The organism is Herbaspirillum sp. GCM10030257 (genome assembly GCF_042666555.1).
Classification (GTDB): Bacteria; Pseudomonadota; Gammaproteobacteria; order Burkholderiales; family Burkholderiaceae_D; genus Noviherbaspirillum.
Window position 1 is genome coordinate 1 of the sequence record NZ_JBHTDH010000046.1, and the last position, 24,098, is coordinate 24,098.

General features: G+C 57.1%; 18 protein-coding genes and 2 pseudogenes. 10 read left to right on the forward strand and 10 right to left on the reverse strand.

All coding sequences use genetic code 11. From position 1 onward, the window contains the following. The 4 genes and pseudogenes from ACFQUU_RS27550 to ACFQUU_RS27565 form a co-directional block, all read left to right on the forward strand. Positions 1 to 210 (forward strand): annotated as a pseudogene (locus ACFQUU_RS27550) (phosphomannomutase/phosphoglucomutase); the annotation flags it as partial. 28 nt (positions 211 to 238) lie between these two features. Then, positions 239 to 1,237, forward strand: a complete 999-nt coding sequence (gene waaC / locus ACFQUU_RS27555) for a lipopolysaccharide heptosyltransferase I (RefSeq protein WP_382251655.1) — start codon at positions 239 to 241, stop codon at positions 1,235 to 1,237. Positions 1,238 to 1,264: 27 nt separating this feature from the next. After that, the gene (gene waaA, locus ACFQUU_RS27560) at positions 1,265 to 2,533 is read left to right on the forward strand and encodes a lipid IV(A) 3-deoxy-D-manno-octulosonic acid transferase (protein WP_382251657.1); all 1,269 of its coding nucleotides are present in this window, start codon (positions 1,265 to 1,267) and stop codon (positions 2,531 to 2,533) included. A gap of 293 nt (positions 2,534 to 2,826) precedes the next feature. After that, positions 2,827 to 3,867 (forward strand): hypothetical protein, encoded by a 1,041-nt coding sequence (locus tag ACFQUU_RS27565; RefSeq protein ID WP_382251659.1) that lies wholly within the window; start codon positions 2,827 to 2,829, stop codon positions 3,865 to 3,867. A 161-nt stretch (positions 3,868 to 4,028) separates the two neighbouring features. Here the strand turns inward: ACFQUU_RS27565 and ACFQUU_RS27570 are convergent, their stop codons facing one another. The 3 genes from ACFQUU_RS27570 to ACFQUU_RS27580 all read right to left on the reverse strand — a co-directional run bounded on the left by ACFQUU_RS27570 (position 4,029) and on the right by ACFQUU_RS27580 (position 10,024). Next, on the reverse strand, positions 4,029 to 5,441 hold the full coding sequence (locus ACFQUU_RS27570) for an efflux transporter outer membrane subunit (protein ID WP_382251661.1): 1,413 nt from the start codon (positions 5,439 to 5,441) through the stop codon (positions 4,029 to 4,031). After that, positions 5,438 to 8,593: an efflux RND transporter permease subunit gene (locus ACFQUU_RS27575; protein ID WP_382251663.1), complete on the reverse strand. Its 3,156-nt coding sequence runs from the start codon at positions 8,591 to 8,593 to the stop codon at positions 5,438 to 5,440. The genes ACFQUU_RS27570 and ACFQUU_RS27575 overlap by 4 nt, the downstream gene beginning before the upstream one ends. A 138-nt stretch (positions 8,594 to 8,731) precedes the next feature. Next, positions 8,732 to 10,024, reverse strand: coding sequence for an efflux RND transporter periplasmic adaptor subunit (locus ACFQUU_RS27580; RefSeq protein ID WP_382251666.1), 1,293 nt, complete (start codon positions 10,022 to 10,024; stop codon positions 8,732 to 8,734). Between the two features lie 226 nt (positions 10,025 to 10,250). On the opposite strand from ACFQUU_RS27580, the gene ACFQUU_RS27585 reads away from it, so the two are divergent. Beyond that, a complete protein-coding gene (locus ACFQUU_RS27585) occupies positions 10,251 to 10,901 on the forward strand; it encodes a TetR family transcriptional regulator (RefSeq protein WP_382251669.1) in 651 nt (216 codons plus the stop codon). 71 nt (positions 10,902 to 10,972) lie between these two features. Here the strand turns inward: ACFQUU_RS27585 and ACFQUU_RS27590 are convergent, their stop codons facing one another. From ACFQUU_RS27590 to ACFQUU_RS27615, 6 genes are all read right to left on the reverse strand, one after another. After that, positions 10,973 to 12,292, reverse strand: coding sequence for a TolC family outer membrane protein (locus ACFQUU_RS27590; protein WP_382251671.1), 1,320 nt, complete (start codon positions 12,290 to 12,292; stop codon positions 10,973 to 10,975). Between the two features lie 72 nt (positions 12,293 to 12,364). After that, positions 12,365 to 12,688, reverse strand: coding sequence for a rhodanese-like domain-containing protein (locus ACFQUU_RS27595; RefSeq protein WP_382251674.1), 324 nt, complete (start codon positions 12,686 to 12,688; stop codon positions 12,365 to 12,367). A gap of 10 nt (positions 12,689 to 12,698) precedes the next feature. Further along, positions 12,699 to 13,355 (reverse strand): protein-L-isoaspartate O-methyltransferase, encoded by a 657-nt coding sequence (locus ACFQUU_RS27600; RefSeq protein ID WP_382251676.1) that lies wholly within the window; start codon positions 13,353 to 13,355, stop codon positions 12,699 to 12,701. Between the two features lie 42 nt (positions 13,356 to 13,397). Next, a complete protein-coding gene (locus ACFQUU_RS27605; protein ID WP_382251677.1) occupies positions 13,398 to 16,622 on the reverse strand; it encodes an efflux RND transporter permease subunit in 3,225 nt (1,074 codons plus the stop codon). A gap of 44 nt (positions 16,623 to 16,666) precedes the next feature. Further along, a complete protein-coding gene (locus tag ACFQUU_RS27610; RefSeq protein ID WP_382251678.1) occupies positions 16,667 to 17,878 on the reverse strand; it encodes an efflux RND transporter periplasmic adaptor subunit in 1,212 nt (403 codons plus the stop codon). Between the two features lie 46 nt (positions 17,879 to 17,924). Beyond that, positions 17,925 to 18,575, reverse strand: a complete 651-nt coding sequence (locus tag ACFQUU_RS27615) for a TetR family transcriptional regulator (protein WP_382251679.1) — start codon at positions 18,573 to 18,575, stop codon at positions 17,925 to 17,927. Between the two features lie 222 nt (positions 18,576 to 18,797). Between ACFQUU_RS27615 and ACFQUU_RS27620 the strand changes: the two genes are divergently transcribed. The 5 genes and pseudogenes from ACFQUU_RS27620 to ACFQUU_RS27640 form a co-directional block, all read left to right on the forward strand. Continuing rightward, the gene (locus tag ACFQUU_RS27620; RefSeq protein ID WP_382251681.1) at positions 18,798 to 19,091 is read left to right on the forward strand and encodes a YkgJ family cysteine cluster protein; all 294 of its coding nucleotides are present in this window, start codon (positions 18,798 to 18,800) and stop codon (positions 19,089 to 19,091) included. Positions 19,092 to 19,128: 37 nt separating this feature from the next. Continuing rightward, a complete protein-coding gene (locus tag ACFQUU_RS27625) occupies positions 19,129 to 19,689 on the forward strand; it encodes a DUF1439 domain-containing protein (RefSeq protein WP_382251683.1) in 561 nt (186 codons plus the stop codon). 143 nt (positions 19,690 to 19,832) lie between these two features. Then, positions 19,833 to 20,666: an undecaprenyl-diphosphate phosphatase gene (locus ACFQUU_RS27630; RefSeq protein ID WP_382251684.1), complete on the forward strand. Its 834-nt coding sequence runs from the start codon at positions 19,833 to 19,835 to the stop codon at positions 20,664 to 20,666. Between the two features lie 81 nt (positions 20,667 to 20,747). Further along, entirely contained in the window at positions 20,748 to 22,574 is a 1,827-nt protein-coding gene (gene recQ / locus ACFQUU_RS27635; RefSeq protein WP_382251685.1) for a DNA helicase RecQ, read from the forward strand. A 550-nt stretch (positions 22,575 to 23,124) separates the two neighbouring features. Beyond that, positions 23,125 to 23,388, forward strand: a pseudogene (locus ACFQUU_RS27640) (transposase); the annotation flags it as partial. Between the two features lie 247 nt (positions 23,389 to 23,635). On the opposite strand, the gene ACFQUU_RS27645 reads toward ACFQUU_RS27640, so the two are convergent. Then, the coding region (locus ACFQUU_RS27645; protein WP_382251687.1) for an IS110 family transposase at positions 23,636 to 24,098 on the reverse strand (463 nt) is incomplete at its 5' end.

Genomic DNA, 24,098 nt, shown 5'->3' on the forward strand with positions numbered 1-24,098 from the left:
GCGAAGTTTCCGGATGCCGAGCAGATCGTCACCATCGATGGCTTGCGGGTCGAGTATGCGGATGGGTTCGGACTGGCGCGTTCATCCAACACCACACCGGTGGTGGTGATGCGCTTTGAGGGAGAAACCGAAGCAGCATTGCAGCGCATTCAGAACCAGTTCAAGCAAGCGATCCTGGCCGCCAAGCCGGATGCCGTGTTGTCCTTTTGATGCCTCGTCGTTCTGACTCGCGTTCATCGTGAAGATCCTGATCGTCCGCGTATCGTCACTCGGCGATGTCGTTCACAACATGCCGATGGTGGCGGATATCCTGCGCCACTATCCGGACGCCCAGATCGACTGGGTAGTAGAAGAGGCCTACGTTAATCTCGTACGCTTGAACAAGGGCGTGCGGCATGTGATTCCGTATGCGTTGCGGCGCTGGCGCAAAAGTCTCTTTGCGCCAGCGACACGTACAGAGATGGGTGAATTCCACCGGCGCATACGCAAGGAAGAGTACGACGTGGTTTTCGATACCCAGGGCTTGCTAAAGACTGGCATTGTGATGCGCATGGCGCGCGTGGTGGTCAATGGCCAGCGCGTTGGCCTTGCCAACGGCACCGAAGGATCAGGCTATGAAGGCGCTTCGCGTATTTTTCATACCAAAAGCGTGCCGGTCGATGTGCGTACCCATGCAGTATTGCGTGGCCGGCTGGTCGCGGCCGCAGGCCTTGGCTATCGTGTCGACACGCCGGCAGACTTCATGCTGCAGTCCCCGCATTTCGATGTATTGCCGGCGTGGCTGCCGGACCGGCCATACGCGGCCTTCTTTCACGGCACTGCGCGCGCATCCAAGCAATGGGCTCCGGATAACTGGATACAGGTATCGCGCCTGATGGCTGAACGTCATCTGCCGGTGCTGCTCGCCTGGGGAAATGACGCAGAACATGAAGCTGCAAAGGCACTTGCCGCGCAGATGCCTGATGCAAAGGTCCTGCCGAAACTGCCGATGATGGAAGCAGTATTGTTTGCACAGCGGGCCGCACTCGCCATTGGCGTCGATACAGGCCTTACGCATATCGCCGCCGCGTACAATCGGCCCACCATCGAGCTCTATTGCGATTCGCCGCGCTGGAAGACCGAAGGTAACTGGTCGAGCAATATCATCAATCTTGGTGACCAGGGCACGCCGCCGTCGGTGCCTGACGTGTCGACGGCCATCACCAGTCTGCTTGGGCGCGCCAATGCCAGGCGTTAAGGCTTTGCCGGTCAGGACGACGATGTAATGGCGCGCATACTCTATTCCCTGGCATGGTGGCTCGCCCTGCCGCTGGTCGTCGGTCGGCTTTGGCTGCGCGGCAAAAAAGAACCTGGCTATCGTCATCATCTCGGTGAGCGCTTCGGCTTTTATCGGCAAAGCAAGGCTCAGTCATTCATCTGGGTCCATGCGGTGTCGGTAGGCGAAACGCGTGCAGCCGAACCGCTGGTGGATGCGCTGCTGCAGGCTTATCCGGCACATGCCATCCTGCTCACGCATATGACGCCAACCGGGCGTGCGACCGGACAATCATTGTTCGGCAAACACGGAGGCCGGGTTGTGCAGTCCTATCTGCCCTATGACACGGGCTGGATGGTCGGACGATTTCTTCGTTATTTCAAGCCACGTATCTGCATTCTCATGGAAACCGAGGTATGGCCGAACGTGATGGCGCAATGCACGAAACATCGTGTACCGGTTGCCCTCGTCAACGCACGACTCTCTGAACGGTCACTGAAAAAAGCGCAGCGCCTGTCTGCGTTGATGATCGATGCGGCGCATGCGATGACGATCGTAGCCGCGCAAACGCAAGCTGATGCCGAACGACTTTCGTCACTTGGCGCGCCAAGCGTGCAGGTCACCGGCAGCGTAAAGTTCGATGTGACGCCGCCGGAGCATGCCGTCGAGAAGGGCAGGATAATGCGCTCGCAAATCGGCTCTCGACCAGTGATGCTCTGTGCAAGTACACGTGAAGGCGAAGAGGCGTTGATACTCGACGCATGGCAGGCCGCGCCTGCAAGCGATGCCTTGCTGCTTCTCGTTCCAAGGCATCCACAGCGATTCAATGAAGTGGCGCAGATGGTGCAGGAGCGAGGGCTGTCGCTGGTCCGTCGTTCCGCCATGGGCGATGCTCCGGTATCGGCCGATACGCGAGTGTTGCTTGGTGATTCAATGGGCGAAATGTTTGCTTATTACACCGCCTGCGACCTCGCGTTTATCGGTGGTAGTCTCATGCCGCTGGGCGGGCAAAATCTGATTGAAGCGTGCGCCATCGGCAAACCGGTGCTGATCGGACAGCATACGTTCAACTTTGCCGAGGTCAGCGATGATGCAGTTGCGGCGGGCGCGGCGTTGAGGGTGAACGATGCAAAGGTGATGGTCAGCGTAGCGCAACGTCTTTTGTCTACCGATGCAGAGCGCCGTGCGATGGGAGAAAAAGCGTCGGCGTTTGCGCGTCAGCATCGTGGTGCTACGGCTCGGACGATGGAGTTACTGCGACCGTTGATTGATATTTAAAGTCTTTGATTTGCCTTCTCTCACTCTGCTAACCGTAATGCGGGGACAGTTCCGCTGCGATACCTTCGTACAGCGCTGTTCAGTACAACCACTAACTACAACGAAAACGCGTGGTACAAAAAGCCGCCTGTTCTTATAGCGTAGTCTGCGCGGACTTACAATATCGATACGATGTTTCCGACACCTGCAAACATATGGAATGCTTTGAAGAACTAGACAAACGACGCAAAGTTAAATATCAAATTGATTAAATGGGTTTAGCGCGATTAACCGATTTGCTAGCGGAGATTGACATGAAACGACTGATTCTAACGGTGGCCTGCATCGTGCTATATGGATGCGGTGGGGCTAATGCGCAGACCAGCTCAACGTTATCAAATCCTCAATCCCGTAGTGGGACCATGGAACAGGTCGGTCAAGGTCAAGCCCTTTTTGAGAAATACAATTCCCAGTATCGTAACAATCCAAAAGATGGAAGAGAGTTGCTCGACAGAGTTGCCGCTTATGGGCTTCCAAAAAATTCGGACAGTGTTAAGTCAGTAAGTGGATTGTTAGCATCCAGGATCACAAAGGAAGAAAAAGTTGCGCTCATCCGTATCCTGGCTCAACAACATACCTATGACAACAAGACTGGCTTGAATGACACCATCGCGCGCGATCTTCAGGGACATGTAAATTCAGGCGATCGTGAAGTTGCGACAGCGGCGACTTTGGCATTATCCCGGCTGGTAAATGTTCCGGATAAACGCGAAGTTCTGCTGTCAGCTAAGAATCGAGGATTAATCGATACTGATGGCTACTATGGTGAACTCGCTCACGCGGTAGCATTCAGCGAAGCGGATGAGCAGTTGAAAATCCTCGGTGAGATCCGAAATGCAAAAAATCGGTATGCGGCCGAAATTATAACGATGACAGTGAATAGTCCGGATATTGCCAAAAATCTTCGACCGGATGCGCGTGCCGAAGTAGCCAGTCTCCTTGCCGAATCGGAGCCGACATTCAGTCAAGCCGTTGGCCAGTATGACGTTATTGAAGGACTTCGGTATGCAGCCTGGATACGAGCGCTTGCTACGATGCGGGGCGCCGGACTTAACAAAAACAGCAGTGAGTTGATTATGTCGAAACTTTCTGAAGAGCGCGCGGACCCTCGGAAGATCATCGCTGTCCTCACTTCAGGTTACGCACCACAGTTCGTTAGCGAAGTCGGTCAACGAAATCGCTTCGACATTTTGTTGCAGCGTGCGGCGTTATACGCAAAGCAGCACCCAGGGAACCGCGATGTAAAGGAAGCTGTTGAGCATATCCGCATGATGATCAATACTTCGTCGAAATAACGCGGTAGATGCAGCCGCAACAAAGCAGTATCTCTACTTTGCGGTAGCCACCTTACCGCATCAGATGCTAGGCCAGAGATGTAATTTTGCAGCGCAGACGTAAAAATGGCCTGTCGTTAACCAACCGACAGGCCATTCAAATAACGTCTTCTTATTCCGACTTACTTCGTCTGCGCAACCGTCACTTCATTCAAGCCGCCACCCAGCGAGCGATACAAATCGATCGCATTCGTCAGACGCAGCAATCGCGCCTGAACCAGCGACTGCTGTGCCGAAAACAATTCACGCTGCGCATCGAGCACATCGAGCGAACTCGACACGCCGGCCTGATAACGCTGATCGGCCAGCTTGAGACGTTCCGCTTGCGCTTCCTGCACCGCACGCTGTGCATCGATCTGCTCTTCCAGTGTGGCGCGTGCGACCAGTGCATCCGATACTTCACGGAATGCGGTCTGGATGGTTTTTTCATAGTCAGCCACTGCAACGTTCTTGCGCACTTGCGCGATATCCAGGTTGGCGCTGTTGCGGCCCGCATCGAATATTGGCAATACCAGCGATGGCGCGAACGACCAGGTGCGGGAACCCGTTTCGAACAGGCCGGACAGTTCCGAACTGGCGGTACCAATGCCGGCGGTCAGTGAGATACGCGGGAAAAATGCGGCTCGTGCCGCACCGATGTTTGCGTTCGACGCCAGCAGACGCTGTTCGGCTCCACGGATATCGGGACGGCGTGTCAGCAGTTCTGACGGCAAGCCGGAAGGAATGTCTGTCACGATGTTTTGTTCAGACAGGCTCGATGGCGGAGGCAGGTCGTTCAGCGGACGCCCAACCAGCAAGGTCAGCGCGTTGGCGGCCTGTGCACGCTGGCGTGCCAGTGTTGCCAGCGAAGCGCGCGCAGTCTGCACCAGGGTTTCGTTCTGGCGCAAATCGAGTGCGGACGAGGCACCTACCTCGAAACGTTGCTGGGCAAGCTTATAGGCAGTCTGCCGGCTTTCAAAGGTCTGACGCGCCAGATCGTACTGCTCGGCAAACGCACGTTCCGCCAGATAGGCTTTGGCCACTTCGGCGATCAGGGAAATGCGAGCCGATCGCGCGGCTTCCTCGGTAGCGAGGAATTGCGCGAGCGAAGCATCGTTCAGGCTGCGCACGCGGCCAAAGAAATCCAGTTCAAACGAGGCAAGGCTCAGGCCAACCTGATACGCGGTGCCGACCGTCGACACGCCCAGCGGGCTGACTCCGGCAGCCGTGCGCGCCCGTGTTCCGCTCACGCCCGCGTTAAAGGTCGGTAACAGGTCGGCCGACTGAATGTTGTACTGAGCACGCGCTTCTTCAATACGCAAGGCGGCAATGCGCAGGTCGCGATTGTTATCCAGTGCGGCGGTAATCAGCGCCTGCAAGCGCTGGTCCGGAAAGAATTCACGCCAGCCGGTGGTGCTGGCCGCAGCCGCGCCCTGACCGGGATCAGCCGGAAAGGCGGTCGCGATCGGTGCCTCAGGCCGCTGGTAGGTCGGCGCCAGCGAGCAGCCGGTCAGCACGCCGGCAAGCAGCAGGGCAGAAGTGAGTCGTTTCATCATTGTTGGGCTTCCTCTTGCAAATGCAGGTGCGAATGCTCGGCGTGGAAACGCTTCTGGCGTTCGCTGTCCTTGAACAGTCGGCGCACGATCACAAAGAATACCGGCACCAGGAACACGGCGAGCACGGTCGCGGTAATCATGCCGCCCATGACGCCGGTACCGATTGCACGCTGGCTGGCGGAGCCTGCGCCGGACGCGATCACCAGCGGCAGCACGCCGAGGATGAACGCGAGCGAGGTCATGATGATCGGCCTGAATCGGAGATGTACCGCTTCCAGCGTCGCGTCGAACAGATCGCGTCCTTCCGCCTGCAGATCCTTTGCAAACTCGATGATCAGAATCGCGTTCTTCGCCGACAGGCCGATAATCGCAATCAGCCCCACCTTGAAGTACACGTCGTTCGGCATGTCGCGCAGCGTGGCGCCGAGCAGTGCACCGAGAATACCGAGCGGCACCACCAGCAGCACAGCGATCGGAATCGTTGCGCTTTCATACAACGCTGCCAGCACCAGGAACACCGCGAGCAGCGACAGCGCAAAGAGTGCCGGAGCCTGTGCGCCGGAGGTCTTTTCTTCCAGCGACTGGCCAGTCCATTCGAGGCCGATGCCTGCGGGAAGCTGACTCACCAGGCGTTCCATTTCTTCCATCGCTTCACCGGTACTGCGTCCCGGTGCTGGGCCACCGGAAATCTTCATTGCCGGATAGCCGTTGTAGCGGAACAGTTGCACCGGACCCTGGATCCACTTGGAGGACGTGAACGCCGAGAACGGCACCATCGCACCCTGAGAATTGCGCACATAGAGCTGCAGCAGGTCTTCGGGCTGCATGCGTGTCTGTGCTTCAGCCTGGACCACGACGCGTTGCTGGCGGCCCTGGTTCGGGAAGTCGTTGATGTACGACGAACCCAGCGAGGTCGACAGCGTTGCATTGATATCGGCAAAGGTCACGCCCAATGCATTTGCTTTGTCGCGGTCAATGTTGAGTTGCAACTGTGGCGTGTCTTCCAGTCCTTCCGGACGTACGCCGGCCACCACCTTGCTCTGTCCTGCCATGCCCATCAACTGGTTACGCGCGGCAAGCAGCGCATCGTGGCCGACGCCACCGCGATCCTGCAGGCGCATGGTGAAGCCGGTTGCGTTACCCAGTTCGGGGATCGGCGGCGGGCTCAGCGGGAACACGATCGCATCCTTGATCTGCGAGAAGGCGCCGAAAGCCTTGCCGGCAATCGCTTCGGCCGACTGGCTCGCGTCGCGCTCCGACCAGTCCTTCAACGGAGTGAACACCAGTGCAGCATTCTGGCCGCTACCCGAGAAGCTGAAGCCGAGCACGCCAACCACGCGTTCCACGCCCGGTTGCTTCAGGTAATACTGCTCAACCTGCTCCAGCACCTCCACGGTACGGTTCGCGCTTGCGCCCGGCGGCAACTGGATGTTGGTGATCAGGTAACCCTGGTCTTCCTGCGGCAGGAAGGAAGTTGGCATGCGCACATACAGCAAGCCGACGATGCCAACGATCAGCGCAAAAATGATCATGTAGCGGCCAGCCCTGGGAAGCATGCGTGCGACCACGCCCTGATAGCTGTTTGCGGTCTTGTTGAAGCGGCGATTGAACCAGCCGAAGAAGCCGCGCTTTTCATGGTGATGGCCTGCTTCGACAGGCTTGAGCAGCGTGGCGCAGAGTGCCGGTGTCAGGGTCAGCGCCATCAGGGCGGAGAACACCATTGACGACACCATCGACAACGAGAACTGGCGATAGATCGCACCAACTGCGCCGCCGAACATGGCCATCGGCAGGAACACCGCGATCAGCACCAGCGTGATGCCGACGATCGCTCCGGTGATCTGGCCCATCGCCTTGCGTGTCGCGTCACGTGGCGACAGACCTTCCTCGCTCATGATGCGCTCGACGTTTTCCACGACGACGATCGCATCATCGACGAGGATACCGATCGCCAGCACCATGCCGAACATCGTCAGCACGTTGATCGAAAAACCGAACAGCAGCATCGTCGCAAAGGTACCCATCAGCGCAACCGGCACGACGATGGTCGGGATCAGGGTATAGCGGAAGTTCTGGAGGAACAGATACATCACCAGGAACACCAGGATGATCGCCTCAATCAATGTCTTGACGACTTCCTCGATCGAGATCTGGATGAACTTGGAAGTGTCGTACGGAATTTCGTACTTCACGCCCGTCGGGAAGTAGCGCGACAGTTCATCCATACGCTGACGCACTGCCTTCGCCGTCGCAAGCGCATTAGCCGTCGGTGACAACTGTACGCCGACGGCGGCAGTCGGCTGGCCATTCAGGCGGGCCGAGGTCGCATACACCTGCCCGCCGATTTCGATACGCGCGACATCGCGCAAACGTACAGTGGAGCCGTTAGGATTGGCGCGCAGCACGATGTTGCCGAACTCTTCAGGCGTGGAAAGCTGACCGGTAATGACGATCGGCGCCGTGACCTGTTGCGTATTCGGGTTGGGCAAGTCGCCCAGGGTACCGGATGCAACCTGCGCATTCTGGCTGCGAATTGCAGTGTTGACGTCGGCGGTAGTGAGCTTCAGACCCACCAGCTTGGCCGGGTCGATCCAGATACGCATGGCTCTTTCGGTACCGAACAGCTGTGCCTGTCCGACGCCGGGCACGCGCTTGAGCTCGTTGAGCACGTTGCGCGAAATGTAGTCACCCAGCGCGATCGGATCCAGTCGGCCATCAGTGGACGACAAGGTGGTGAACAGCAGGAAATTGTTGCGGGCCTTGGTAACCTGCACGCCTTGCTGCGTCACCGCCTGCGGAAGACGTGCTTCGACGCGCTTGAGGCGGTTTTGAACGTCAACCGCGGCGAGGTCGGGGTTGGTGCCTGGCAGGAAGGTCACCGTGACCTGTGCCTGGCCGTTGGCCTGTGCCTGCGACTCGATGTATTGCAAGCCGTCGGCGCCATTCATTTCCTGTTCGATCAGGCTGATCACGCTTTCGTCCAGCGTTTGCGCGGTGGCGCCCGGATAGTTGGCGGTGATCTGTACCGCTGGCGGAGCGATAGTCGGATATTGCGCAATCGGCAGGCGCGTGATCGACAAGGCGCCTGCGAGCAGGATGAAGAGCGCGATTACCCAGGCGAATACCGGGCGATCGATAAAAAACTTTGCCATGCAGTGCTCCGTTATTGAGCGCGACCGGTGTGGCTGTGCGCCATGCCGGTCGTGACGCAGTGCGCGCGCTTAACGGCGCGCGTACTGCAGCAGATGAAGGAAACGTATTGCGGTTGGTTCATTGATTACGCGAACTCGTTATTTCGTTTTTTGTTGTTGTGCCGCTGATGTTGATTGTGTTGTCTGTGTTGCCTGTGTCGTTTGTGCAGCTGGTGCAGCCGGTGTGCTGCCGGTAGCCGGAGCAGCGGCTGGCGCTCCAGCGGCGGCCGCAGGTGCCGGTGCCGACGCATTCTTCCAAGGTACCGGCTTGACGGCCGCGCCCGGTTTCGCTTTCTGCAGGCCTTCGACAATGACCTGATCGCCTTCCTTCAATCCTTCGTTGACGATCCAGCTGTCGCCTTGCGAGCGGTCCGCCTTGATGGGACGCTGCACAACCTTGCCATCCGCGCCGACCACCATCACAGATGCGCCAGTCATGTCACGCATGACGGCCTGTTGCGGCACGGTAATCGCGTTTTCAGTCACAGCCTGCTCAAGCTGAGCACGCACATACATGCCGGGTAACAGCATCCGGTCCGGGTTGGGAAACTCGGCGCGCAAGGTAACCGCACCCGAGCTTTCATCAACTGCCACATCCGAGAACAGCAGCTTGCCGGAATGCGGATAGGGGCGGCCATCTTCACCCACCAGCGTTACCTTGGCCTCGTCCTTGCCTACGCGCTTGAGTTGGCCATTTGCCATTGCCCGACGCAGTTGGAGCATGTCGTTGCTGGACTGGGTCAAGTTCACGAACACCGGATCCAGTTGCTGAATCATTGCCAGCGGCGTTGCCTCGCCTTGACCGACCAGTGCGCCCTCGGTCACCAGTGCGCGGCCGATACGACCGGAAATCGGCGCGTTGACGGTTGCATAACCAAGATTCAGGCGGGCTGTTTCCTGTGTTGCCTTTGCCGTGGCCAGATCGGCGGTCGCCTGTTTCTGCGCGGTCAGCGCGTCGTCATATTCCTGCTTGCTGATGGCGTTGGTTTCAACCAAAGGCTTGTAACGCTGCACCTTCAGGTTCGCCTGTGCAAGATTGGCTTCCGCCTTCGCCACGGCCGCGACCGTACTATTGAAGGCCGCCTGATACGGACCCGGATCGATACGGAACAAGACGTCGCCTGCCTTTACGTCGGAGCCTTCCTTGAATACTCGCTTGAGCACAATGCCGGGAACGCGGGCACGTACCTGCGCGACGCGGGTTGCCTCGATACGCCCTGGTAATTCAGTGGTCATGACAAGGCGCTGCGGCGCTACGGTCACAACGGAAACTTCAGGGGGAGGCATGCCGCCTGGCGTCTGGGCATTGGCAGACTTTTCGCCGCAACCCGACAGCACGGATATAGCGCCGGCGAGAGCAAGAATGCAAGATAGTTGACGAAGGTAAGTCATAAGGGTCGCTCGTAAGGTTGTTATTGCGGAGCTGCAAGCGGAATACGCAGGTGGCGGGTTGCTGGATGCGTTATTCACAACGGCGTTATTTTTTTCAAGCAGCGAAGGTGCTATTATACATACATGCGCGAATGTATGTAACGCCCGGCACGCTGCTTTTACGGGCAACCGATGATCATATCGTTATTAATGAAATCGCACCTGACTCGAGAAAACCGCACCTGACATGGCCCGAAACACAAAAGAAGAAGCGTTGGAAACACGTAACCGCATCCTCGATGCGGCAGAAGAAGTTTTTCATATGCACGGCGTGAGTCGTACGACGCTGGCCGATGTCGCGGATGCCGCCAACGTGACGCGCGGTGCTATCTATTGGCATTTCAAGAACAAAAGCGACCTGTTCGACGCCATGTGCGAACGGATTCGCCTGCCGATGGAGGCGATGGTGGAAGCCAATGCCGATGGGAATGAAATCGATCCTTTGGCCCGGCTGCGCGAAATCTGTATTTTTGTCTTGGTGGAGGCGGTCAACAATCCGCATTCAAGGAAAGTCTTCGACATCCTGCATCACAAATGCGAATTCGTCGACCCACTCGATCCCATCATGATCCGGCAGACCGAATGCTATATGGAGGGACATATTCGGCTCGAACAAATTCTGACCAATGCGATTGCCCGTGGCCAGTTGCCCGTCGATCTGGATGTCAAATTGGCAGCAGTCACCTTGCGCAGTCTGCTGCACGGATTGCTGAACAACTGGCTGTTTGCGCCGGCTTCATTCGATCTTGCACAAAATGCCGAACGCCTGGTGGACGCAGCGCTTGATACGCTACGGTATGCGCCTTCACTCCGCAGGCTTGCGTCGTCATCCGCGTAGAAATTTGCTGCACCGTGGCGCTATAGATAAAACCATGTCATGCCGTAACAGGCGCAACATCTTGAACCCGCTTACGGCACCAATAGCGAATTCACCACCGCTAGATCTTCTTCTCTCAGGACACCGGCTGCCGATTTCAATCGCAGGCCGTTGACGATCGTGTCGTAGCGTGCGCGCGCCAGATCACGACGTGTCGAATAAAGCTGTTGCTGTGCATTCAATACGTCGATGTTGATACGCACACCGACCTGATAGCCAAGGCGGTTGGATTCCAGCGCGGACTGGCTGGAGATTTCGGCAGCTTCCAGTGCGCGCACTTGAGCGAGTCCCGAGTTGACGCCAAGGAAGGCCTGGCGTGCACCTTGCGCCGCCACACGGCGTGCATTTTCCAGATCGGAACGAGTGCGGTCTTCGAGTGCAATCGCTTCCCGTACCCGGCTTTCCACTGCAAAGCCCGCGAACAGGGGAATATTCCATTGCACGCCGATGACATTGGTATCGGACACGCTGCCGACCGGTGAGGTCAGGCTGCCGGTCTGGTTGCTGTGATTGCGGCTCGCCACCAGATCCAGCGTCGGGTAATGGCCAGCGCGGTTGCGCTTGATTTCTCGCTGTGCAATTTCCAGCGCAAGCTGCTGACCGATCACGCCATAATTCTGCTGTTCGGCGCTTTGCACCCAGTTGTCGATAACGGTCGGTTCCGGTCCTGACAACTTGACGCCGGGACGTAGCGTCGCCAGACCGCCGGGTGGCTTGCCGATGATCTGCTGCAGCGCGGTGCGCTTGATTTCCAGATCATTCTGGCCGGCAAATTCCTGTGCGATCACGAGGTCGTAGCGTGCCTGCGCCTCATGGGTATCGGTGATTGTCGCGGTGCCGACTTCGAAATTGCGCTTGGCCGATGCAAGCTGCTCGGTAATCGCGCTTTTCTGTGCCTGCACCGAAGCCAGCGCATCCTGCGATGCCAGTACGTCGAAGTAGGCTTGCGATACGCGCACGATCAGATCTTGCTGCGCCTGCGCAAACTGCGCTTCGCTCACAGCGACCGACAGCTTGCCCTGCTGGTATTGCTCCCAGTTGGCGGCGCGGAACAGCGGTTGAGACAAGGTGACGCTGTAGCCATTGGTATTGAAATTGCGGCCGGTCGAAATACCTCCGGCATCCAGATCAAGATTGGTGCGGTTATAACTCCCGCCGGCTCCGATCTGGGGCAACAGTCCTGCCCGTCCCTGCACGGCTCTTTCCTGACCGGCTGTCAGCGTCGCACGCGCGCTGGCATACACCGCATCATTGGCGAGAGCCTCGCGATACACCTGCAGCAGATCGATCGCGTACGCATTGATCGACATGAAAGCGCCGGCAAGCAGGGTGGCGATGGCAGTTTTCCGCATTGGAATTTCTCCGGGGAGTCAGTTGGGACGGTTGAATTCTTGTTTTAACAAATGCCTGTCAGCGCGGTGTGCCTAATAAGTCGGCATTGACTGATCCACCTGCAACGCCCAGGCATGGATGCCGCCGGTCAGATTGATGACATTGGCAAATCCATTCCGCTCGAGAAAGGCCGCGACCGACATGCTGCGTGCGCCGTGATGACAGATGCAGACGATCGTCGCTTCGTCATCGAGCTCCTGCATACGGGCTGGCACGGTGCTCATGGGAATCGGCACCGAACCTTCAATATGGCAGGTCTGGTATTCCCAGGGTTCGCGCACGTCCAGCAGCACCGGTTTCTGGCGCGATTCGTCGGCAAGCCATACGGCCAGTTCAGGAGCGGTCAGGTTTTGCATGATGTCGATCTCAGAAGGTAAATTGCGGCGGCAAGACAGCTTCGCGCAACGGCTTGACATCGGTCTCGAACACCTTGACGGTGTCGTAGCCGGTATCCGACGTGCGCGTGATGAGCTGCGCCGACATGACAGGCGGTTCGCCGACGATGACAAACAGGCGGCCACCGACTTTCAACTGTTTGAGGAAGGCATCCGGCAGCACCGGCAGCGAGCCGGACACCACGATGACGTCGTATTGCGCGTCGCCTTTGCCCCAACCCTGGGCGCCGTTGCCTTGCACCACATCGACATTGCTCACGCCGTTGGCAGCCAGGTTCTTTTCCGCAAGCGCTTTCAGCTCGGGGTTGATTTCCACAGTGGTCACATGGCGTGCCTTGTGGGCGAGCAGGGCAGCCATGTAGCCGGTGCCGGCACCGATTTCGAGAACGTTTTCATGCTTCTTCGGTGCGACTTCCTGCAGGATGCGGGCTTCCATTTTCGGTGCAAACATATACTCGCCACCGGGCAAGGGAATCTGCGTATCGACGAAAGCAAGGCTCTTGTAGGCATCCGGAACATAGGCTTCGCGCTTGACCACCATCAGCAGCTCGAGCACATCGGGAGCGAGCACGTCCCAAGGGCGGATCTGCTGTTCAATCATGTTGAAACGGGCTTTTTCGATATTCATGTCAGGACTCGATAGTGGGTTGGAGACGAACTCGCTATTTTATCAAACGGCATCGTTATTTTTGCTCTGCAGCACCGGTGTTGCTGGGATGCCTTGATGCGTGTCAGCCTCGGCGCCATGCCACTTGCGCCGCGCCCATGATGCAAAATCGTCAAGATAGGTATAAATCACCGGCACCACGACCAGGGTCAGCAGCGAAGAGGTGATGATCCCGCCGATCACCGCCTGGCCCATCGGCGCACGTTGTTCCGAACCTTCGCCAAGGCCAAAGGCCAGCGGCACCATGCCGAACACCATGGCCAATGTCGTCATCAGGATCGGGCGCAGACGCACGTGGGCCGCTTCCAGCAGGGCTTCGGTACGCCCGGCACCGGCCTTGCGTGCCTGGTTGGCAAAGTCGACCAGCAGGATCGCGTTCTTGGTTACGAGGCCCATCAGCATGATGAAACCGATAATGGAAAACATGTTCAGCGTCGAACGGAAGAACATCAGCGCGAGGAATACACCGATCAGTGTCATCGGCAGTGCCGACATGATCGCGATCGGCTGCAGGAAGCTGGCGAATTGCGAGGCCAGGATCATGTAGATGAAGATGATCGCCAGCGCCAGTGCCGACAACGCATAGCCGAAGGACTCCTGCATGTTCTTGGTCGCGCCGCCCATCTGATAGCGATAGCCGGGCTGCCAGTTCATGCCGTCGAGAACGCGGCGCACCTCGGCGCTGACTTCGCCGGCGGAGCGGCCGACCACGTTGGCCGACAGTTCGACCTCGCGGTTCAGGTCGCGCCGGTTGATCTGGTTGGCGCCGGTGGACGGCGTAATGGTCGCCACCTGGCGCAGCGCCACCATGCGCGGCGTGCCGTCGGCATTGGTTTGCGAGCTGGCCAGCATCAGGCGCGACAAGTCCTCGGCATTGTTGCGGTCCGATGGGGCAAGGCGCACCTTGACGTTGTAATTCTCATCATCAGGTGCACGCCATGTCGTGGTTTCATCGCCTGCCAGCAAGGGGCGCAGCGCATTGCCGATCTGTGCCACGCCAACGCCGAGGTCGGCACCAATGTCACGGCGCGGCTCGATGGCGATGGTCGGCTTTTCCGCTTTCAGGCTGGAGTCGAGGTCGACCACGCCCGGAATCGCGCGGATTTTTGTCATCGCTTCGTCGGTCAGGCGCGCCAGCTGTTTCAGGTCGGTGCCCTGCAGGCTCAGACGCAACTGCTTGTTGTCGCCGCCAACGCCATCCAGCGAGCCGACGTGGGTCACCGTGATACCGGCGACCTGTAACAGGCGCTGCCGGATCGGGTTGCTGAGCTGGCCGGTGCTGCGCTGGCGTTCGTTGCGCGGCACCAGGCGCATGAAGGTGGTGACGTAATTCTTGCCCTGCGCGGAGCCGGTATTGATTGTGGTGTACAGGTCACGCACTTCGGGAAATTCCCGCAGCATGCCTTCTACCTGCCGGCTCTTGGTTTCAGTGAATTCCAGTGATGAACCGACCGGCGTGTAATAGGTGACGCCGATTTCGGAATAGTCGCCCTGGGGCACGAATTCGCTACCGATCAGGCCGGTAGCCGGAATCGCAAGACCGGCGAGAAAGGTCGCTATCGCAATCACCAGTGTCAGCACGCGACGCTTGAGCGACCAGGCCAGCAAATTCTGGTAAGTGCGCGACATCCACTGCACGAGCCGGTCGAACTGTCCAAGCACGCGCCCGATGGTGCGGTCGTACAAATTGCGATGCTTGCCATGCTCACCATGCACCGCCGGATCCTTCCAGATGGATGACAGCATCGGGTCAAGCGTGAACGAGACAAACATCGAAATCATCACCGCCGCCACGACTGTGATGCCGAACTGATGGAAGAAGCGACCGATGATGCCGCCCATGAAACCCACTGGCAGGAACACCGCAACGATGGAGAAGGTAGTGGCCAGCACCGCCAGGCCGATTTCCGCCGTGCCTTCGAGCGACGCGGTGCGGTGGTCCTTGAAGCGGCCATTGACCTTCATGCCGGCGTGGCGAACGATGTTCTCGCGGACCACGATGGCGTCATCAATCAGCAAGCCCACACATAAAGACAGCGCCATCAGCGTAATCATGTTGATCGTGAAGCCGAAGATGTACATGAACAGGAAGGTACCGATGATGGCGACCGGCAAGGTCAACCCGGTGATCACGGTCGAGCGCCACGAGTTGAGGAATAGGAACACGATCAGAATGGTCAGGGCCGCGCCTTCTAGCATCGTGCGCCGCACGTTGTCGACGCCGGTGCGGATCTGGCGCGAACTGTCCTTGATGACTTCAATCTTGATGCCCGGATAGAGCGCAGCGAGACGCGGCTCCAGTTCCTTCATCGCTTCGTTCATGCCATCGGCGACGTCGATGGTGTTCTGTCCCTGCGCTTTCAGGATTTGCAATGCCAGCGTGCGCTTGCCGTTATACAGTGCAAGACTTTCCTGTTCTTCCTGCCCATCGACCACCGTGGCGATCTGCGACAGCGTGACCGGCTGACCGCCACGGCGCGCAACGATGATGCGATTGAAGTCTTGCGGATTCTTGACGCGCCCCTGGATCTGCACGACCTTTTCATCATCGACCGAACGGATCGCGCCGGTCGGCAGTTCCTGGTTTTCATTACGCAGAGCATTGATGACCTGATCGATGCCGATGCCGAGCGCTTCCATTTCGGAAGGCTTCACATAGATCTGGATTTCGCGCTTGACGCCACCGACCAGCGAGACCGAACCAACGCCACGCACATTCTCCAGGCGCTTCTTCACCACCTGGTCGGCAATCGTGGTCAGCTCGCGCATGTCGCGCGTCTGGACGACGGGATCGCTGGTCACGGCCACCGACATGATGGGCTGGTCGGCCGGATCGAAGCGCATCACGCGGGGTTCCTTTACTTCACGTCGGAACAGCGTCTTGACCAGTGCAACTTTTTCGCGTACGTCCTGCGCCGCCTGAGCCGGGTCGATGGTGAGATCGAATTCAATAATGACGACTGAGCTGCCTTCATATGAGCGCGAAAACAGGTTTTTAATACCATTGATGGTATTCACGCTTTCCTCGACCTTGCGCGTAATGTCGGATTCCACTGTCTCGGGTGATGCACCCGGATAATCGGTCTGAACCACGACCACGGGAAAAGTAATGTCAGGGAACTGGTCGACGCGCAGACGCTGATAAGAGAACAGCCCGAGCACGACCAGTACCATCATCATCATGGTGGCGAGGACGGGGTTGCCAATACTGATGCGGGTGAACCACATGAAATGTGTTTTCCTTCAGCGCGGTTGTGGGAAGTGATAACGCATTATTGTGCGGTGCCGTTGCGTACAGGCGATGCATTGGCTACCGGCGAGGTGGCCGGTGCACTCGCAGCCTGCGGTGCAGGACCGTTTCCAACAATCTTGACCGGCGTACCGGGACGTAACATGCCGAGGTTGGTCCTGATGATCTGCGCACCCTTGTCAAGGCCGGCAGTAATTTCCACCGCGTCGCCGCTGCCGTTGTTGCCGCTCATACCGAGCGTGACGGGCCTGCGCGCCAGCTTGCCGTTTTCGATGGTGTAGACAAAGGTTTGGCCGCCGTCTTTTTGCACGGCCGACGCGGGGACCGCCAACACACCCGCTTTGCTGGCCAGCGTGAGCAGGGCTTCACCAAACATACCGACGCGCAACGCGGCTTGTGGATTGTCGACCACCACATAGACCAGGATGGAGCGCGAACCGGACTGGGTCGCCGGGTTGATGCGAGCGACCTTGCCGATAAACGGTTTCGGCAAGCCTTCCACCTTGACCTGTACTTCCTGGCCAAGTGCGACATTGCTGATGTCCGATGCTGGCACGGCAGCTTCCATTTCCATTTGCGCAAGATCCACCACATCGAGCAGGCGATTGTCCGGCGAAACTTTTTCGCCCGGCTGGACCATGCGGCTCGACACCAGGCCGGCAATAGGTGCACGGATCACGGTGTCGCCAAGTGCCTTTTCCGCCAAGTCGAGTGCGCCACGTGCGGATTCGACGTTGGCGCGTGCGATGTCGTACTGGCTTGCCGCGTTATCAAAGGCATTCTTTGATATGAAACCCTTGTCCAGCAGCGCCTTGTTGTTGTCGCGTGACTTGGTGGCGATATCGAGCTGGCCGCGTGCGGCTTGCAACGCGCCCCTGGCTTGGTCTAGGCGGGCCTGGTAATCGCGGGTATCCATGCGTACCAGGACCTGGCCGGATTTCACCGCTTCGCCTTCGCGCACCAGTACTTCACGAATATCGCCGCCGACGCGCGCCTTGACACTGACCTGGTTGAAGGCGCGCAGTGAACCCGACAAGGGCATCAGATGACGTAGCTCACCGACGCCGACCTGCATCACATCGCTTGGCAAAAATTCCATCGCGCCCGGAGTCTGTACAGCGTTCGTCGTTGGGGGCACTTTGTCCTGCGCCGGCTTCCTCAGCATGGCTCCGGCAACCCCTGCAGCCAGCAGGCACAGGATAAGGATGATCCAGAAAGAGCGTCTTTTCAGCATGGAGAGTCCGAAGATCAGGAGATCAAAAGGTCATTTGCGCAGGGTGTCAGGACACCGGCGCGGCGGAAGGTTTCAGCACGCCGTGCAGGAAGAGATCGATAAAATTTTTCAGGTAGGTTTCCGGAGAAATCGCTTCCGCATCAAGCGCGCCAAAAGAATGTTTCCAGAGCATCAGCATGATCATCGGGGCACATACGACATTCAAGCTTTGCTTGATGTCGATATCACGAAATTCCCCGCTTGCGACACCACGTTCGAGCATACGCCCGATCATCGCGTTGCCGCGTGTGATCACCTCGTCATGATAAAACTTTGCCACTTCAGGGAAGTTGCTGGACTCTGCGATCATCAGCTTGGTAATGCCCGATAACTTGGTGCCCCCAATCCTTTCCCACCAGCCAAAGGCGATTTCGCGAAACAGTTCGCTGGTCGGGCCCTGGAAGTTATCGACGATGCTTTCCGCTTCGCCCAGGATGGGCACCACGTTTTCGCGTACCACTGCCTTGAACAATTCTTCCTTGTTCGTGAAATACAGATACAGTGTGCCTTTGGAAACACCGGCCTGTGCCGCGACATCGTCCAGTCGTGTCGCTGCATAGCCGCGTTCGACAAACAGATCCAATGCCGCCGCAAGCAACTCTTGCGGACGAGCATCCTTACGCCGTGCCCAGCGCGGCTTTTTAAACGGGCAATTCATAGTGGGAATGAGTGTTTTCCAAATAACTTACTAATGAGTCAGTAATGTAATCTCCCTTGACTATAGCGTCAAGAACTGCCGGCCTTGCAAAGCACAATCACCCAAAACACCGCAACGTCATATCGGATAGTCGATAGAATTGCGGTCTGCTCGGAATGGCAGTGCGGGGCGGCACAGATATGAATTTGGTAAGTCGACGATGGAAGACGGAATATGCTTGGTATGGACACGAACGCAGCCTTGAGCAAGAGTAAGGAAGCTAAGCTATCGTGCCGTTCGGGATGTGGCGCTTGTTGCACGGCACCGTCAATTTCGTCGGCAATTCCCGGCATGCCGGAGGGTAAGCCGGCCGGTGTGCGCTGTGTGCAACTTGACGCCACAAACCAATGCATGATCTTCGGCAAACCCGAACGCCCGCCGGTGTGCGAAAGTCTACAGCCGTCGATAGAGATGTGCGGCGACTCGCGCGAGTACGCCATGCAGTATCTGACTCGGCTGGATGCATTGACGAGTTGACTAGTGCACCAGTCCACATTGGCCCGAAGGAGAAACAATGAAAATCCGGCTGATTACGCTGTGCCGGTTGTCTCAACTATTCATCCTGTCCCTGCTGGTGTCGTGCGCGACGATGATCGGTCCGCAGACCCGGGAGATATCGCTGGCACAACTGCAGGAATCGATTTCCAAACGCTTCCCTTTTAACAACCGCTATTTGCAATTGCTGGATATCCGGGTTACCAATCCACGCGTCTCCTTGCAGCCGGAAGGTAACCGCCTTTTGACAAGTATGGATATTTCTATATCCCCACCTTTCCTGAAGCAGTCCTGGACCGGGAATTTCGCAGTGTCCGGCCAACCTCAGGTCGACATGGCAAAGAATGCAGTTATCCTGGCCGAACCACGTGTAGAAAGCCTCACTGTCAATGGTCTGGATCCCTTGTATTCGAACGAGATAACGCGCATCGGCGGTTTTGTCGCAGAGCAAATGCTGCAAAACTTGCCTCTCTATACATTCCGACCTGAAGAGTTGCGTTATGCAGGTGTGACTTTTAATCCATCAAGAATCACCACAAGGCAAAATTCCGTCGTGGTAACCTTTGAGCCCGTGAAATAATAACGAGCAGGACTATGCCGGCTTGAGCCATGGCAAGGTTTGCCAGCATGGTTTAAGGCAAGCTCATACCTCTGACCGTTGTATTGCCGACCCGCGAGGCACCCCCCGCGGGTTTTTTATTGATCTGAACTTCACCACACACAATGGACCTTACGCTAGCACTCAAAGCGCTCATCATGGGGATTGTCGAAGGATTCACGGAATTCCTGCCGATCTCTTCTACCGGCCACCTTATCCTGGCCGGCAGTCTTCTCAACTTCACCGGGGATAAGGTAAAGGTCTTTGAAATCGCCATTCAGGCAGGCGCCATGCTGGCAGTGTGCTGGGAATACCGCGTCCGCCTTGCCAAAGTGCTGACGGGACTCGGCTCCGATCGCAACTCGCAACGGCTGGTGATCAATCTGATCATCGCTTTCATCCCGGCCGCCGTGCTTGGTTTCCTCTTCGATAAGAGCATCAAGGCCGTGTTGTTTGCCCCGGTTCCCGTGGCGCTTGCCTTTATCATTGGCGGCCTCATCATTCTCTGGGTTGAGCGTCGCAACCGTCGCATGCCAACATCGGCTCGTGTCGACAGCGTCGACGACATGACCGCAATGGATGCTCTCAAGGTTGGCCTTGCCCAAGGGTTCGCACTGATTCCCGGCACCAGCCGCTCTGGCGCGACCATTATCGGTGGCATGATGTTCGGCCTGTCGCGCAAGGCCGCAACAGAATTTTCGTTTTTTCTGGCGATTCCGACATTGTTCGCCGCGACGATTTATTCGGTGTACAAGGAACGCGCTCTGCTTTCGGCCGCGGATCTTCCCTGGTTCGGTATTGGTGCAGCGTCGGCCTTCGTTTCCGCTTTTCTGTGTGTGCGCTGGCTGCTGCGCTACATCAGCTCGCATGATTTCACCGTGTTTGCGTGGTACCGCATCGTGTTCGGTTTTGTCGTGATTGCATCAGCCTATGGCGGCTGGGTAGTCTGGGCTGAATAATTCGAAGGATCGTCAAAGAAATCACGCCGGAAAACCATCGCATCGATAGGGATGCGATGCGTTCTAAATTAAAATAGCGGGATGCCTGAACAACCTAGTCACGATCCCGCACTGCATATTCTGCAGACAATATTTGGTTATCCCTCGTTTCGCGGCCAGCAGGCCGATATCGTCGACCACGTCGCCCGCGGCGGCGATGCGCTTGTGCTGATGCCAACCGGCGGCGGCAAATCCCTGTGCTACCAGATTCCTGCCTTGCTGCGCGATGGCGTCGGTGTGGTTGTTTCTCCGTTAATTGCGTTGATGCAGGATCAGGTTGATGCGCTCGCCGAAGTCGGCGTCAGAGCAGCCTTCCTGAATTCCACACAGAGTTTCGAAGAGGCAATGCGCACCGAGCGCCGCGTTCGCAATGGCGAGCTCGACCTTATCTACGTTGCACCTGAGCGGCTGATGACCCCGCGATGCATGGAGTTGCTGGAGGCATCGAAGATTGCCTTGTTCGCCATCGACGAAGCCCATTGCGTCTCGCAATGGGGGCATGACTTCCGGCCGGAATACATACGCTTGTCGGTATTGCATGAGCGTTTTCCCGACGTGCCGCGCATCGCCCTGACCGCGACTGCCGATCCGCAGACACGCGCCGAGATTGCGCATCGCCTGCAACTCGACGACGCGATGCAATTCGTATCATCGTTCGACCGCCCGAACATCCGCTACCAGATTGTCGAGAAAACCAATGCGCGCAAGCAGGTACTGGACTTCATCAACGATGAGCATGCTGGCGAAGCAGGTGTTGTGTATTGCCTGTCGCGCAAAAAGGTCGAAGAGACCGCCGAATTCCTGCAATCGCAAGGCATCAATGCATTGCCTTACCATGCCGGCATGGATATGTCTGCACGCACCGCCAACCAGGCGCGCTTCCTGCGCGAAGACGGCATTATCATGGTTGCCACCATCGCGTTCGGCATGGGCATCGACAAACCCGACGTGCGCTTCGTTGCCCACCTTGACCTGCCGAAGAGCATAGAAGGGTATTATCAGGAAACCGGACGTGCGGGTCGTGATGGTGCACCCGCCGACGCATGGATGGCCTATGGCTTGCAGGACGTGGTGCAGCAGCGCCGCATGATCGATGAGTCGGAAGCCGATGACACCTTCAAACGCATTCAGAGCGCCAAACTCGATGCGATGCTCGGACTGTGCGAAACACTCAACTGCCGTCGCGTACGCCTGCTCGATTACTTCGGGCAGCCATCAGGGCCGTGCGGCAATTGCGATATCTGCCTGAACCCGCCGGTTTCCTTTGATGGTTCGGTACAGATGCAAAAGCTGCTTTCATCGATTTACCGCGTTGATCAGCGCTTTGGTGCTGGACATGTGATTGATGTGCTGCGCGGTGTCAGCTCGGAAAAGGTCAAGCAATGGCGGCACGACAAGTTGTCAACATTCGGCGTCGGTAGTGAAACAACCGAAGCGGAATGGCGCGCGATCCTGCGCCAGGCGATCGCGCTGGGACTGGTGGAAGTCGACCACGATGCCTATGGCTCACTTAAACTGACCAATGAAGCACGCCCGGTGCTGCGCGGTGAACGCAAGGTGCAGTTGCGTCAGTACCAAAAACCCGCGAAGAAGCGTCGCGAAGCCACAAAGTCGAAAGGTTACGTCGAGACGGATCTGTCGGGCGTCGAACAGGCAATCTTCGACAAGCTGCGCTGGTGGCGCGTTGAGACGGCACGCAAGCATAACGTGCCGGCGTACGTGATTTTCCATGACGCGACAATGCGCGAGATTGCCAAGATCAAGCCGACTTCGCTGAATGATCTGCGCAATGTGTCGGGCGTGGGGGAGAAGAAGCTCGAGACGTATGGTGAGGAGATTGTGGCGTTGATTTCGGAGTTGGCTTACTAGGAGGCGACGATTTCGCCTTTGCCGCTTTTCAGATTGCGTCGTGTGCCAGACCTATTGACGTAGATGTGATGAACTTTCTGCCGTCACCTGAAGCGGAATATATTTCATTAATGTTGGCTGATCCAATTTATTTTTCTTCGGCCGGGAAACAAGAATTGCCATTACCCAGCGAAATAATTTTCACTTCACTTCTTAAGCTGCTATGTGTTTGGGTACCAATTAGAAAGAACCGTAATGAAGTCGTCGAGATTTAAATAGATCGATTCTACGTCTTCATCCCACAAGTTTTCGATCAGCACTCCCTCAATGGAAAATTGAACGTTAAACGCATTTCCGGTTAGCTGAAGTAGATCATGGTGACCTAGCTTGACATTATGTGCATGTCCCATATATGTTTCACGATGATCAAAATTTTTGACGTCACTGCGCAAGAAAACTTGAAGTGTATCCATTCTTTACTTAACGACCTTGACCGTATCCCAATAAACAGTCCCGTTCAGACGTAGAATTTTCGGTGTGATTTTGTACTCTGGGAAGTAGGAGTCATGCCATGAAGAAGAGCAAGTTTACCGAGCAGCAAATCGCGTTTGCGCTCAAGCAAGCCGAACTGGGGACCCCGGTCGAAGAGGTGTGCCGCAAGGTCGGCATCAGTGATGCGACGTTTTATAACTGGAAGAAGAAGTATGGTGGCCTGGGTCCGTCCGAGCTGCGTCGGATGCGCCAGCTTGAGGAAGAGAACAGCAAGCTCAAGAAGCTGGTCGCCGATTTGTCGCTGGACAAGGCGATGCTGCAGGATGTGCTTTCAAAAAATGTATGGTCCGCCCCGTTTTACAAGGCAAACGTTGGTCTGCTGACGCTGGTCAGTTTGCGTTAATGTATCCGGCCTCTCGCGAGTCAGGCGCTTTTAGCGCCCAGGCCATGATGAGATCTGCACGCACCGTTCCTAATAAGTTTGTACGGGCTCAAGGCACCGCATTTTTGGCAAGGCTTACAGCGCGTCGGTCCACTGTTGCGTCATCATTCCATTGCGTCCCTGCAAACTAGGTAGAAGTGCTGCTGCATCAATCGATAAACTTTGGATCCAGTTTCCTATACGAGGCAGCTGGCTTGGTCAGGATCGCCCAGGCAACCCTGGCCAACTTGTTGGCCAGGGCAATCACCACTTTGTTATGGTGCATACGGTGCTCCAGGCTGGTCAGCCACATTCCCAGCTTGTCCCTGCTGCGGTCCAGATGCATAAGACAGGTTTGTGCGCCCAGCACGAGTAATCGTCGCAGGTAAGCATTGCCGCGCTTGCTAATGCCTAGTAGCGTGGGCTTACCACCGGTCGAGTACTGTCGGGGCACCAGGCCAATCCATGCAGCAAGATCACGACCGTGTTTGAACTGTTTGCCATCTCCAATAGCAGCACACATTGCGCTTGCACCCAAAGGTCCGATTCCTGGAATGCTCATTAATCGCCGCGCTGCATCGTCGCGGTTGGCCGTAGATTCAATTTGCCGTGACAACGATGTAATCCTGAGT